Below are 12,116 nucleotides of genomic sequence, written 5' to 3' on the forward strand. Positions count from 1 at the left end.
AATTATCTGTTTGATGAGGTGATAATCTCATCTATAATTTCGATGATAAATAGCAAAATTTAGATTTATATGATCGATATATTAGATGAAATGAGATGATATCTTTAGAACAGTGGCAAGCTCTGATTGCTGTAGCGGATAGCGAAACCTTTGCGAAAGCAGCCGAATCAATCAATAAAAGCCAATCAACACTAAGTTATGCCATCAAACAGATTGAGCAGAGTACCGGCGTAATACTTTTCACCACTCAAGGTCGGCGTGCGGTCTTGACCACAGAGGGTGAACAGCTAGTGGTTCATGCCCGCGAGCTGATCGCACGAGCAACCCGCATTGAGACTCTCGCCAGTCAGTTTGCATTGGGCGCAGAGGCTCGTATCAAACTTCGTATTGAGGCAATTTACCCGAACAGCATCATTCTCGAGGCGCTAGAACGTTTTTCAAAACAGCAACCGCAGACCAAGATTGACTATCAACGCTCTGTTCTTAGCGGTTCTGAGCAGGCTCTGCTAGAGCGGAATGCCGATATAGTCATCGGTGGTCGCGTGCCACCAGGGTTTGTCGGTCAGAGTTTAGGACGATTTAGATTTGTAGCGGCCGCTGCCCCCTCTCACCCACTGCATCAAATTGAGACACCCATTACCCTCGAAATGCTTCAAGAGCACCGACAACTCGTCGTGAGAGACACAGGCGTTCGTAATATTGATGCGGGGTGGCTCGGGGCCAATCAGCGTTGGACGCTCGATTCGCCCGATCTCTCTATTGAGGCTGCTATTAAGGGCATGGGGTTCGCCTGGTACGCCGAAGCGCTGATTGCAAATCACCTCGCCAGCGGAGCGTTAAAACCCCTCAATTTAGCAGAAGGCAACGAGCGCTTTGCAGAGCTTTACCTAATACTGACGCATGGAGAAACATCCACTCCAGGAGTAAAAGCGTTAGCGCACCTGATCACCGAGGTTCAATCAGAGTTTTGTTGAGGCTCAATTCTTACTGGGTCAGATGTGTCTGATGCGCCTGCTGTATAGGGAGATTCTAATTCAAGCGAGGCTTTTTCAACCAACTCCGCCGGTAGCTCTTTCTGAACAGAAACACCCAGCTCTTTAAACTCAGCCGCCTGTTTGATGAGGTTCCCCTTACCTGAGTAGAGCTGACCCAAGGCTTTATCGTAACTGGTGCGCGCACTGTCGAGCTTACGTCCAACATCTTGCATACTCATAAGGAAAGAGCTGAGTTTGCTATAGACTTTTTCTGCACGGTCGGCCAGCTGAGCACTGTGTTTTGATTGATCTTCAAAGCGCCACAGCTGACGCACAATATTCAAAGCCGTTAATAGCGTCGTTGGTGTTGCCACCAGTACCTGCTTTTCAATGGCCTCTTGGAATAGCGTCTCATTGTATTTGAGCGCTTCAACATAGGCCGATTCAATCGGCACAAACATCACAACCACCTCTGGTGAGTTGAGCCCATTGAGCTTGAAATAGCTTTTGTCGGATAGCTCTTTAATGCGAGCTTGCATCGCTTCAGCATGCTCTTTGAGCGCCTGAGCCCGCTCATGGGGATCTTCCGCATTTACGTAGCGTGTGTAAGCAGATAGTGAGGTTTTGGCATCAATAATCAAATGCTTGTTCTGTGGAAGATAGACCACAACATCAGGGCGCTGTCTCCCCTCTTCAGTATTGATGCTCACTTCACGCTTGTAGTCTTTACCTCGGCGCAATCCACTGGAATCGAGGACATTTTCGAGCATCAGCTCACCCCAGTTACCCTGCATCTTCTTCTGACCCTGAAGCGCGGAACTGAGTCGCTCAGCTTCCGTAGTAATTTTCGCATTGAGATCTTTTAGCTGCTGCAGTTCCGTCGTCAGCTTGGAGCGCTGCTCGTTATCAAACTGGTGTATCTTCTCGATGCGCTCTTTGAACCCTTTCATCTCAGACGTCATCGGTTTTAACAGAGCGTCCAAACGCTGCTGGCTCTGCTCCTGAAAGCTTTTCCCTTTCGCTTCAAGAATCTCTTGCGCCAGCGCTTCGAACTCCCTTTTTAAAAGGGTACGACTCTCTTCCAGCTGTTTGATCTGCTGAGCGAAATGCACCTCTTTCTGCTCAAGTTCAGTGTCACGACGCGCTTTCTCTTCACCCAACTGCATTAGCTGGTTTCGTAACTGAGCCGACTGCTGCCTCTCAACCTCCAACTCGCCTTTTAACTCAGATAGACGGGACTCCTTTTCTGCAATCAGGGACTCTTTATAGGTCAGTTGAGACTCGACCACCGCCAACTTAGATTCAAGCTGCACTTGCTGTTGAGCCACCTCTGAAAGTCTATGGGCAAGGGATGAGCGGTGCCATAGATAACCCACAACTATGACAACAACACTGAAACCTAACGCGACTAACAACTCCAAAACCCACTCCTAAAACCGATCAAACAGCTTGTTCAAATTAAGGACACAGATTAACCTGTTTCAATAAGTGGACCCAAGCCCCGAGTTAAGAAATAGAGCATTTAATGACGATAAAAACCGCCATCATTGGCTATGGATTTGCAGCTAAAACCTTTCACGAGCCTTTTTTAAGAACACTTGATGGCTATGAACTGATTGCAGCTAGCGGATCTAATGCAACCGAGGCCAAACAGTACTGGCCTGAGATGATCGCCTATCGCCACTATCAAGAGATGCTCGAATCGAGCAGTGCGGAACTCTACATTGTCACCACTCCAAACGATTCCCATTTTGAGATCACTCAGGCTCTGCTTAAAGCCGGAAAGCGGGTTATCCTCGACAAGCCCGCCTGCACATCGAGTTCACAGTTGAACGAGTTAATTCGTTTAGAGAAGGAATCATCGGGCTCGGTCAGCATCTTTCAAAACAGACGCTGGGATGGTGACTTTCTCACCCTTAAAAAGCTACTTAGGTCAGGTCGATTGGGTGAAATCAGACGTTTTGAGTCGCACTTTGATCGTGCCAGGCCAATCCCTAAAACTCGCTGGCGCGAACTTCCCGGTGAGGGAGCGGGCATCTGGTTTGATCTTGGGCCTCACCTTGTTGACCAAGCCTTGCAACTCTTTGGTAAACCCTCAGCCGTCACCGCGGATATCAGGACGTTAAGGGAGGGAGCTTCTGTTGATGACTATTTTGATGTACTGCTTCACTACTCAAACACAGTCGTTAAACTGCACAGCTCACCCTTCTGCTTTGGCCGCCCTCTAAGATTCGATGTTCAGGGAACCCAAGGTCGATTTGTGAAATATGCACTGGATCCTCAAGAGGCGCAGCTGATTAACGGCAAAGCATTCTCTACGCCAAGTTGGACCGCAGAGGAGTTTGCTAATTTTGGCAGATTGCATAACGAACAAAGCGATGAGAGGGTCACAACAGAGCCAGGCAATTACGCCCAGTTTTTTGAGCAGGTTAAAGGCTTTATAGAGGGTGTTGCAGAGAACCCCGTCCCTTTGGAATCTGTTGTCGATCAAATCGCCATTATTGAAGCGGGATTTCTATCCTCACAGGAACAGAAGAGTATCGAGCTCATTTAGAATGTATCGGTAGGTCCTGCACCTTCACGAACAATAACGACTTCGTCATCTGTCAGGTTTAGCACTGTCGTTGGATCCATACCGCAGTATCCACCATCGATAACAAGATCAACAGCATGCTCTAGCAACTCGCGAATTTCATAAGGATCAGTAAGAGGCATCTCTTCATCAGGCATGATCAGAGTCGTACTCATGATCGGCTCGCCCAAGGTTTCTGCGATGGCCATGGCAATTTTATTATCCGGTATGCGAATCCCTATGGTACGGCGCTTAGGGTGCATTAAGCGTCTAGGCACTTCCGTCGTCGCGTTGAGAATGAAGGTATAAGCACCAGGAGTATGTGACTTAATAAAGCGGAACATACTGTTACCTAACTTTGCGTAGGTTCCAATCTCTGAGAGGTCACGACAGACCAGCGTGAAGTTATGCTTATCATCGAGCCTGCGAATACGCTGGATACGCTCCATGGCGTTCTTATCACCAAGGTGACAGCCTAGTGCGTAGCCTGAATCCGTCGGGTAGATAATCACTCCACCCTTATTCAGAATTTCAACAGCCTGTGACACCAATCGCGCTTGCGGGTTGTCGGGGTGAATCGAAAAGAACTGGCTCATAATAACTCCGTGCCGTTAGGCACATAACTGCTCAACGATGACTCGTTGCGCATCAAAATGGGGATAACGACCAAGTGCAGTCCAACGTTGATCGGGGGAGTGGAAGTCACTACCTGCTGAGACCCAACAATTTGCTCGATCAGCCAACTTAATCAGTTCATGCTGATGACCAGGCGTTACGCCAGGATAGCTCACCTCTAACCCATCAGCCCCCGCTGAAAGCATGTCTGCCATCAGTTCACGAAGCTTAGTGAAGGTCATCTTGTACTTGGTGGGGTGAGCCAGAATCGCCACACCGCCGGCCTCTTTAATCAGAGCAATACTCTGCTCGATGGCAGGCCATTCCGCTTTAACATCGCCCGCACAACCTTGACCTAAGTATTTATCAAAGGCCTCTTGCATCGACTCGACTTTACCCAGCTCTAATAGCGCCTGTGCAAAGTGGGGGCGACCAATTTGACCCTCTCCTGCATACTGTTTAGCGAGGTCAAACAGACCTCGAGCAACACCGCGCTTCTCTAATCGCTCTGCAATCTTCTCTGCACGTTGGTACCTGAGCTGGATTAAGTGATCCATATAACCGTCAAACTTGTCAGAACTGGGATCGAAGCCAAGTCCCACCAGATGAATAACGCGACCACGCCAGTCACAGGTCAACTCAACACCGTTTATAAACTGGATGCCGTGGCGATCTGCTTCCGCTTTCGCTTCAGCCAATCCACCTAAGGTATCGTGATCCGTCAATGCCATGACCTTCACATCGGTTTTGGAGATGCGCTGCACTAACTCCGTTGGACTTAAGGTGCCATCGGAAACATTACTGTGCATATGAAGGTCAAATTGACCGATTGCTGGAATCATCATTTTTAACTTTGCGTTTGAGCTTTTATACTGTGGCAAATTTTTTCAGAGGTTCTTTATGAAGATACTACTCGATTTTCTTCCAGTTATCGTCTTTTTTGCGGTCTATAAGTTCACCAATGACATTTTGTTGGCGACCGCTGTTCTAATACCGGCAACCCTTTTGCAGATGCTCTACTCTTGGAAAGTTCAAGGCAAGATCGAGAAAATGCAGCTTGTGACACTGGTCTTAGTGGTTCTACTGGGTGGTGCAACGCTCGCCTTTCAAGACAAGGCGTTCATCCAGTGGAAGCCGACCATCGTTAACTGGCTATTTGCGGTAGGCTTTTTGGCCACACAGTTCATTGGCGATAAGACCGTCGTTGAGCGTCTGATGGGCTCAAGCATGGAGTTACCCAAAGCGGTATGGTCACGTTTGAATCTTGCTTGGGTCGTTTTCTTTGTTGCAGTCGGCATCGTCAATCTCTACGTTGCCTACAACTTTAGTGAAGAGATCTGGGTCGATTTCAAACTCTTCGGTATGCTCGGTTTAACCATCCTTTTCATCATTCTTCAGGGCCTCTATATTGCAAAACATGCAAAAGAGCCTGAAGCACCCACCGAAAAATAGAGGTGTTTATGTACTACGCTATTATCTCTGAAGATAAACCTAATTCACTGGATCGCCGATTGGCTGCTCGCCCTGAGCACTTAGAGAGACTTAAAGCATTAAGTGCTGAAGGTCGACTTCTGGTTGCAGGCCCCCACCCTGCGATCGATTCTGAAGATCCGGGTGAAGCAGGGTTCACAGGCAGCCTAGTGATCGCTGAATTTGCCTCTCTGGAAGATGCAAAATCTTGGGCAGATGCGGATCCCTACGTCGCCGCTGATGTCTACGCAGAGGTTAAAGTAAAGCCGTACAAAAAAGTTTTACCTTAAATCACATTTTTTCAAATCTTGGTCTACAGTTAAATTAGGGTTAAGACTCGCCCAGTTAATATAGGCATTAAGACTTAACAACAGGTCGAACAAGATAGGAATTAGATAATGAAAAAGATCGCACTCGCTACAAGTATGTTACTAGCTATTGCTAGCGGTTCAGCAATGGCCCATGGCGAAAATGCTGGCTACCTAGTATCTGCAACCGATGGCTCGTTTGTACGTGACGGTAATGGAAACTGCATCATGACTCCAAACTCAACACTTATGGAGCCGGCTACAGAATGTATGACTGCAGCTCCTGCTGTTGAAGAGGAGATGGCAAAACCAGCAGAACCAAAAATGGTCGAAGTCGATGCCAAACGTAAATTTGCTGTCTACTTTGACTTCAACAGTACCAAAGTGGGCTCACTTAGCAGCGTAATTGATTTTATTAAATCACTTTCATACGTTGAGAGCGTTAAGCTAGTAGGCTACGCAGACCGCATCGGTTCAGACGCTTACAACCAGAAGCTATCACTAGATCGTGCTACCGCTGTTGCATCAGAGCTTAAAGGCGCTGGCGTTACAGATTGGAAACTACGAGTGGATGCTAAAGGTGAAACAGCTCCGGTAGCGAACTGTACTGGCAAAGGCGCTCAACTAATCGCCTGTCTTCGTCCAGACCGCCGTGTCGACATCGAAGTAGCAGGTGAAAAAACTGAGAAGCAGATGTAATCTAAGAGTTACACACGCTTCAAGAGCCGGCGCGTAGCCGGCTTTTTTGTATTTAAGGTATCTGAAGATGTTTAAGACTTTCGCTCTGTTTGCTCTTTTATCCAGCCCCCTAGTCATGGCCAACGACTATGAGCCGCAAAAGGTGGTGTATCACATCAACTATGGGGATGAATCACGCATTGGTCACACCTTCAGCAACATCTCAAATCATATTAATGAATTGGGTGAGGACAGTGTCGAGATCAAAGCGGTTATCCATGGTGAAGCGATCGAATACTTTATGTCGGCAGTTGACGATACCGCTAAACAGGGCGCCATAGATACGCTGAAGTTTATGGGGACAGAGTTTGTCATTTGCGGAAACTCACTGACCGGATACAAAATAGGCTACGACGCACTTTACGATGTCAGTGAAGAGGACGTTGTCAAAGCCGGACTCCCTGAAATCGTCCGACTGCAGCAACAGGGTTATATCTACGTTAGACCCTAGATGCCAACACAAGCTTTAGATACAAAAAAGCCGCTTCAAGTATGAGCGGCTTTCTTATGAGCAGGTGTTAACCCTCTGTCTTGGGAGGTTCTACTCCAAGACGCTGTGCAGCGATGACAGCTTGGGTCCGACTGTGGACACCCAACTTACGAAGAATCGCCGTCACGTGAGCTTTGATGGTGGCTTCAGAAACGTTTAAATCGTAAGCGATCTGTTTATTCAATAGTCCTTCCGTCAGCATCGTCAGTACACGGAACTGTTGTGGCGTCAAAGAGGCAATCGCTTCAGCAAACTTCTGATCCTCGTCTGTAACAAGGTCATCCATTGACTCTTCTAACTCCTCTGGCAACCACTCATCACCTTGAAGAACAGCAACAATCGCTTCTGAAATGGTCTCTAGCGGAGAAGACTTAGGAATAAAGCCTGACGCGCCGTAATCGATCGCACGCTTCATAACATGAGTCTCTTCACTGCCTGAGACGACAATCACTGGAACACCAGGGTGTTGACCACGAAGGAATACCAGACCAGAGAAACCCTGAGCACCTGGCATATGGATATCCAAAAGCACCAAGTCAGCATCACCATGCTCTTCAACGGCATTCTGAACAGACTCAAGAGTATCCGCTTCGATAATCTCCACTCCGGAAACCGCTTGGGAAACCGCCTGTTTCAGCGCTGCACGAAACAGTGGGTGATCATCCGCAATGATAATTTTTTGAGCCAGTTGCATAGTATTCTCCGACAAGCCTAGAAAGGCAGTATAGCGCTTTTTTGTAGGGTATAAGTTAATCGAATAATGGATTAGTTTCCAGTTCAAATGGAAATAAAAAAACCCACGACGAGTCGTGGGTTTTTTAATAAGAGTGTTTAGCTCTTACGATTCATGCGGTTTTCGATCAGGTCATCCACCACACTTGGATCTGCCAAGGTAGAGGTATCACCAAGAGCACCGAAATCGTCTTCCGCAATCTTGCGAAGGATACGACGCATGATCTTACCAGAACGCGTCTTAGGTAGACCGGGTGCGAACTGAATCAAATCCGGTGATGCAATTGGACCAATCTCTGTACGTACCCAGTTACGCAGTGTCACTTTAAGCTCATCAGAAGCTTCCATGCCTTCCTGCAGCGTTACGTAACAGTAGATACCCTGACCTTTAAGATCGTGTGGGTAACCTACCACCGCAGCTTCAGCAACCGCTTCGTGAGCGACCAACGCAGACTCAACCTCTGCGGTACCCATACGGTGACCAGATACGTTGATTACATCGTCTACACGACCAGTGATCCAGTAGTAGCCGTCCTCATCACGACGTGCGCCATCGCCCGTTGTGTAGTAGCCAGAGAAACTAGAGAAGTAAGTCTGACCGAAACGTTCGTGGTCGCCCCAGATTGAGCGAGATTGACCAGGCCAAGAGTCCTTAATGACAAGGTTACCTTCACCTGCACCTTCAATCTCTTTGCCATCGTTATCCAGTAGCGCTGGCTGAACACCGAAGAATGGACGAGTTGCTGAACCCGGCTTAGTCGCTGTCGCACCAGGTAGAGGTACGATCATGATGCCGCCTGTCTCAGTCTGCCACCAAGTATCAACGATTGGGCACTTACCAGCACCCATAACACGGTTGTACCACTCCCAAGCTTCAGGGTTGATTGGCTCACCAACCGAACCTAGCAGTTTAAGAGAGGATAGATCAGAGTCGCCTAGAACATCTTCACCTTTCTGCATCAAGGCACGGATGGCCGTAGGCGCGGTGTAGAACTGGTTAACTTTGTGTTTTTCGATAACGCGACCAAAACGGCTCATGTCTGGGTAGCTTGGAACACCTTCAAACATCAGTGTCGTAGCACCGTTTGCTAGTGGACCGTACACAATGTAGCTGTGACCTGTTACCCAACCCACATCGGCTGTACACCAGTAGATATCACCCTCTTGGTAATCAAAGACGTACTGATGGGTCATTGATGCGTAGACTAGGTAACCACCTGTGGTGTGCTTAAGACCTTTAGGCGCGCCAGTAGAGCCTGAAGTGTAAAGAATGAACAGTGGATCTTCAGCGTTCATCTCTTCAGGTGGGCAATCAGCAGAGGCTTTTGCCATCTCCTCTTCATACCAAACATCACGGCTCTCATGCCAAGCAACATCTTGATCAACGCGGTTTACAACAACCACTTTTTCACAGAACTTAGCTGCACCAGGGTGAGTCAGAGCTTCATCAACGTTCGCTTTAAGTGGAACCGCTTTACCACCACGAAGTGAGAAGTTAGAAGTCACAACCAGTTTAGAGTTTGCACCTTCGATACGAGCAGCGAGTGCTTCTGGAGAGAAACCACCAAATACAATCGAGTGAACGGCACCAACACGAGCACAAGCCAGCATAGCGACAGCCGCTTCAGGGATCATTGGAAGGTAAAGAGTGACTACGTCACCTTTACTAATACCCTGCGCTTTAAGTACGTTGGCAAACTTACATACACGCTCGTGAAGATCGCTATAAGTGATCTTTTCATCTTCTTCTGGGTTATCACCTTCCCAGATGATCGCAACCTGATCACCACGAGTCTCTAGATGGCGATCCAAACAGTTTGCCGCAACGTTCAACGTACCATCTTCGAACCAACGGATATCAACATTATGAGTATCAAACGATGTGTGCTTAACCTTAGTGAAAGGCTTGATCCAGTCGATACGCTTAGCTTGCTCAGACCAGAACGCATCTGGGTTCTCAACTGACTGCTGGTACATCTCGTTGTATTTAGCTTCATCAGCATGGGCGTTAGCAGCAAACTCTGCAGATACTGGGTAGATCTTATCGCTCATTAGTTCTTTCCCTTAGATTGTTTGGGTACGGCAATCATTGCCACACTCTATTTATTAAAGTGCAATATTTATAACCTGAGCTACCCTAAGTCAGAATTAGACATTGGTCTGTTCAAAAGGACTCTTTAGTCTAAGTAATTCAACAGAATCCTATTGCATAGTCGAAATGAGGCTTTAGAATTCACTGCCAGTGCCCCAGTAGCTCAGCTGGATAGAGCAACCCCCTCCTAAGGGGTAGGTCGGACGTTCGAATCGTCTCTGGGGTGCCACTCTCCTATCTCTCATTTCATAATGAAAACAGATTATTTTTCCTGATCAATTTGACAGATCCCAGACCCTAAACTATACCTTAAGTCATATGACATAAATGACCCGAAGGACAGTTGTACTGATGAGCTCTTTAGACAATAGCCGATACCTTGATCGGACCGAAGCCGCTAAGATTTTATGCGTGGATGATGAGGAGTCTGTCGTTAACTCGCTTCGCAGGGTGTTACGTTCAAGCCACTACGAAGTTATCGGTTTCACATCGGCACCGGAAGCCCTGAAGTACCTTGAATCCAATGAGGTTGATCTGATTGTTTCTGACATGCGAATGCCCGAGATGAGAGGTGATGAATTCCTGGCAAAAACCATGTCAATTACACCTAATACGGTTCGTATTCTACTGACTGGTTATTCAGATTTTGATATGACGGTGAGTGCCATTAATGAAGGTAGAATTCACCGCTACATGTCCAAGCCCTGGGACAATAGTGAACTGCTTGCGATCATTAACGAAGAGCTCGTTCAAAAACAACGTGATGATGAGAAACGTAATTACGATGAGCTAGTGAAAAGCCTAACTGCGACTGATCCACTGACCGGTCTACTCAATAGAACGGCTCTGATGGAGCAAGTAGAGGCTCAAGCGATTGTTGGCACGGCCTTGCCAGGCGTTGCACCCTCCTACCTAATTCTCTTAGATGTCGATAATTTTAGCTCGATTGTTGAGTCCGTCGGGCCTCAAACCAGTGAGGACGTTTTAAAATTGGTCGGCAGACTATTAAGCTTTAATCTTCGCTCAGGCGACATCATTGCTCGTACCGAGGACGATGAGTTTGGCATCATGCTGAATCAGTATGCTCCCGAGGACTGTATTAACGGCATTATGGAACGGGTCAGAATGAAACTGGCCTCACGTAGCTATCTAGTTCGAAACCAGAAAGTCGACATACAAATCACTCTAGCAGCCAAGGCAATCGATATCGGTGATGACCCTGAAGAACTCTATAAAGCAGCGAAAAAAGCGCTGAAATTTGCAAAATCCGAGGGGAAAAATCGCTCAGAAATCGCTGACTAAATGCCTAATGACAAAAAAGCCCGCTAACAAACATTAGCGGGCTTTTTTGTGGTTTGCTGTCTGAATAGCTGTTAAATATCTTCAGCTTTCGCCGGTGTTCCAACCAACTTATTGATCACTTCGACCAACTCATGATTATCAAACGGCTTATTCAAAATCGCATCGGCTCCCAAATCGATCGCCTTTTGGAGGGCTTCACTGCCCAATGCCGAGATGACCAATATTTTTGTTGAAGCTATTTCTGGAGTTTCGCGAACAAAACTCAGTACATCGTAACCACTTAGGCCCGGCATACTGAGATCCAAGGTCACCAGAATTGGGCGATCTTTCATCAGCTTGGTACCCGCTTGAAAACCATCAGCGGCCACCTCTGCGACTAAACCATGCTTACGTAACACGCGCTGTAATGCACGCGCGATGGCAGGCTCATCATCCACAACAAGAACCTTGCGACTATCTTCCTGCAGTTCAGCAGGAATCGGGATCTCATGCTCAACCAGAAAGGCTAAGAAGTCCTCTACGCGAACTCTGTTATTCCCTCGGCCTGGAAGTTTAAAACCTTTTAAAGCCCCTCGCTCGATCCAACGAATGACGGTTCGTAAATTAACGTCACAAAGCTTAGCGATTTCACCTGTACTGAGCGTCTTCATTCTTCAATTCCTAAAGCGCAGATACTGCCTTTATACTGCGGGTCTATTTTCTTTCTCTATACAAAGCATAGACGATAAAAAATAAAACGAAGTCACTTTTGTAAAAAAAGTTAGAGAATATTCAAAATTCACAATTGTCAGGTAACAAAAAAGCGCCCGAGGGCGCTTTTTAT

13 protein-coding genes and 1 tRNA gene are annotated in these 12,116 nt (G+C 47.3%); 8 read left to right on the plus strand and 6 right to left on the minus strand.

What is annotated here, in order from left to right:
* Positions 1–95: 95 nt before the first annotated feature.
* Positions 96–974 (plus strand): LysR family transcriptional regulator, encoded by an 879-nt coding sequence (locus tag XMG48_RS07255; protein WP_173481396.1) that lies wholly within the window; start codon positions 96–98, stop codon positions 972–974.
* Here the strand turns inward: XMG48_RS07255 and rmuC are convergent.
* Positions 956–2,395: a DNA recombination protein RmuC gene (gene rmuC, locus XMG48_RS07260; protein WP_173481397.1), complete on the minus strand. Its 1,440-nt coding sequence runs from the start codon at positions 2,393–2,395 to the stop codon at positions 956–958. The genes XMG48_RS07255 and rmuC overlap by 19 nt on opposite strands.
* A 104-nt stretch (positions 2,396–2,499) precedes the next feature.
* Between rmuC and XMG48_RS07265 the strand changes: the two genes are divergently transcribed.
* Positions 2,500–3,528 (plus strand): oxidoreductase, encoded by a 1,029-nt coding sequence (locus XMG48_RS07265; RefSeq protein ID WP_173481398.1) that lies wholly within the window; start codon positions 2,500–2,502, stop codon positions 3,526–3,528.
* Here the strand turns inward: XMG48_RS07265 and XMG48_RS07270 are convergent.
* Together XMG48_RS07270 and XMG48_RS07275 are read right to left on the minus strand one after the other, a co-directional pair.
* Positions 3,525–4,142, minus strand: coding sequence for an L-threonylcarbamoyladenylate synthase (locus XMG48_RS07270; protein ID WP_173481399.1), 618 nt, complete (start codon positions 4,140–4,142; stop codon positions 3,525–3,527). The two genes, XMG48_RS07265 and XMG48_RS07270, sit on opposite strands and share 4 nt — an antisense overlap.
* A gap of 15 nt (positions 4,143–4,157) precedes the next feature.
* Positions 4,158–5,006 (minus strand): PHP domain-containing protein, encoded by an 849-nt coding sequence (locus XMG48_RS07275; RefSeq protein WP_173481400.1) that lies wholly within the window; start codon positions 5,004–5,006, stop codon positions 4,158–4,160.
* A 55-nt stretch (positions 5,007–5,061) separates the two neighbouring features.
* Between XMG48_RS07275 and XMG48_RS07280 the strand changes: the two genes are divergently transcribed.
* The 4 genes from XMG48_RS07280 (at position 5,062) to XMG48_RS07295 (ending at position 7,128) form a co-directional block, all read left to right on the plus strand.
* Positions 5,062–5,613: a septation protein A gene (locus XMG48_RS07280; RefSeq protein ID WP_173481401.1), complete on the plus strand. Its 552-nt coding sequence runs from the start codon at positions 5,062–5,064 to the stop codon at positions 5,611–5,613.
* Between the two features lie 8 nt (positions 5,614–5,621).
* Positions 5,622–5,921: a YciI family protein gene (locus XMG48_RS07285; protein WP_173481402.1), complete on the plus strand. Its 300-nt coding sequence runs from the start codon at positions 5,622–5,624 to the stop codon at positions 5,919–5,921.
* 108 nt (positions 5,922–6,029) lie between these two features.
* Entirely contained in the window at positions 6,030–6,638 is a 609-nt protein-coding gene (locus tag XMG48_RS07290; protein WP_173481403.1) for an OmpA family protein, read from the plus strand.
* A 67-nt stretch (positions 6,639–6,705) separates the two neighbouring features.
* On the plus strand, positions 6,706–7,128 hold the full coding sequence (locus XMG48_RS07295; RefSeq protein WP_173481404.1) for a DsrE family protein: 423 nt from the start codon (positions 6,706–6,708) through the stop codon (positions 7,126–7,128).
* A gap of 67 nt (positions 7,129–7,195) precedes the next feature.
* Here the strand turns inward: XMG48_RS07295 and XMG48_RS07300 are convergent, their stop codons facing one another.
* Positions 7,196–7,861, minus strand: coding sequence for a response regulator transcription factor (locus XMG48_RS07300; protein WP_173481405.1), 666 nt, complete (start codon positions 7,859–7,861; stop codon positions 7,196–7,198).
* Between the two features lie 137 nt (positions 7,862–7,998).
* Positions 7,999–9,951 (minus strand): acetate--CoA ligase, encoded by a 1,953-nt coding sequence (gene acs / locus XMG48_RS07305; RefSeq protein ID WP_173481406.1) that lies wholly within the window; start codon positions 9,949–9,951, stop codon positions 7,999–8,001.
* A gap of 192 nt (positions 9,952–10,143) precedes the next feature.
* On the opposite strand from acs, the gene XMG48_RS07310 reads away from it, so the two are divergent.
* Together XMG48_RS07310 and XMG48_RS07315 are read left to right on the plus strand one after the other, a co-directional pair.
* Positions 10,144–10,220 (plus strand) — tRNA-Arg (locus XMG48_RS07310).
* Between the two features lie 122 nt (positions 10,221–10,342).
* The gene (locus tag XMG48_RS07315; protein WP_173481407.1) at positions 10,343–11,293 is read left to right on the plus strand and encodes a diguanylate cyclase domain-containing protein; all 951 of its coding nucleotides are present in this window, start codon (positions 10,343–10,345) and stop codon (positions 11,291–11,293) included.
* Between the two features lie 71 nt (positions 11,294–11,364).
* Here the strand turns inward: XMG48_RS07315 and XMG48_RS07320 are convergent, their stop codons facing one another.
* Positions 11,365–11,943, minus strand: a complete 579-nt coding sequence (locus XMG48_RS07320) for a response regulator (protein WP_173481408.1) — start codon at positions 11,941–11,943, stop codon at positions 11,365–11,367.
* Positions 11,944–12,116: the final 173 nt, after the last annotated feature.

This window comes from Marinobacterium sp. xm-g-48, from assembly GCF_013282925.1.
In the GTDB taxonomy this organism is placed as follows: Bacteria; Pseudomonadota; Gammaproteobacteria; order Pseudomonadales; family Balneatricaceae; genus Marinobacterium_E.

Bases quoted from the DNA above. Each gene is read 5' to 3' on its own strand.
- XMG48_RS07315 (WP_173481407.1), top strand. From the start codon at position 10,343: ATGAGCTCTTTAGACAATAGCCGATACCTTGATCGGACCGAAGCCGCT.
- XMG48_RS07300 (WP_173481405.1), bottom strand. From the start codon at position 7,861: ATGCAACTGGCTCAAAAAATTATCATTGCGGATGATCACCCACTGTTT.
- XMG48_RS07295 (WP_173481404.1), top strand. From the start codon at position 6,706: ATGTTTAAGACTTTCGCTCTGTTTGCTCTTTTATCCAGCCCCCTAGTC.
- XMG48_RS07265 (WP_173481398.1), top strand. From the start codon at position 2,500: ATGACGATAAAAACCGCCATCATTGGCTATGGATTTGCAGCTAAAACC.
- XMG48_RS07320 (WP_173481408.1), bottom strand. From the start codon at position 11,943: ATGAAGACGCTCAGTACAGGTGAAATCGCTAAGCTTTGTGACGTTAAT.
- XMG48_RS07255 (WP_173481396.1), top strand. From the start codon at position 96: ATGATATCTTTAGAACAGTGGCAAGCTCTGATTGCTGTAGCGGATAGC.
- XMG48_RS07285 (WP_173481402.1), top strand. From the start codon at position 5,622: ATGTACTACGCTATTATCTCTGAAGATAAACCTAATTCACTGGATCGC.
- XMG48_RS07275 (WP_173481400.1), bottom strand. From the start codon at position 5,006: ATGATGATTCCAGCAATCGGTCAATTTGACCTTCATATGCACAGTAAT.
- XMG48_RS07280 (WP_173481401.1), top strand. From the start codon at position 5,062: ATGAAGATACTACTCGATTTTCTTCCAGTTATCGTCTTTTTTGCGGTC.
- XMG48_RS07290 (WP_173481403.1), top strand. From the start codon at position 6,030: ATGAAAAAGATCGCACTCGCTACAAGTATGTTACTAGCTATTGCTAGC.
- acs (WP_173481406.1), bottom strand. From the start codon at position 9,951: ATGAGCGATAAGATCTACCCAGTATCTGCAGAGTTTGCTGCTAACGCC.
- XMG48_RS07270 (WP_173481399.1), bottom strand. From the start codon at position 4,142: ATGAGCCAGTTCTTTTCGATTCACCCCGACAACCCGCAAGCGCGATTG.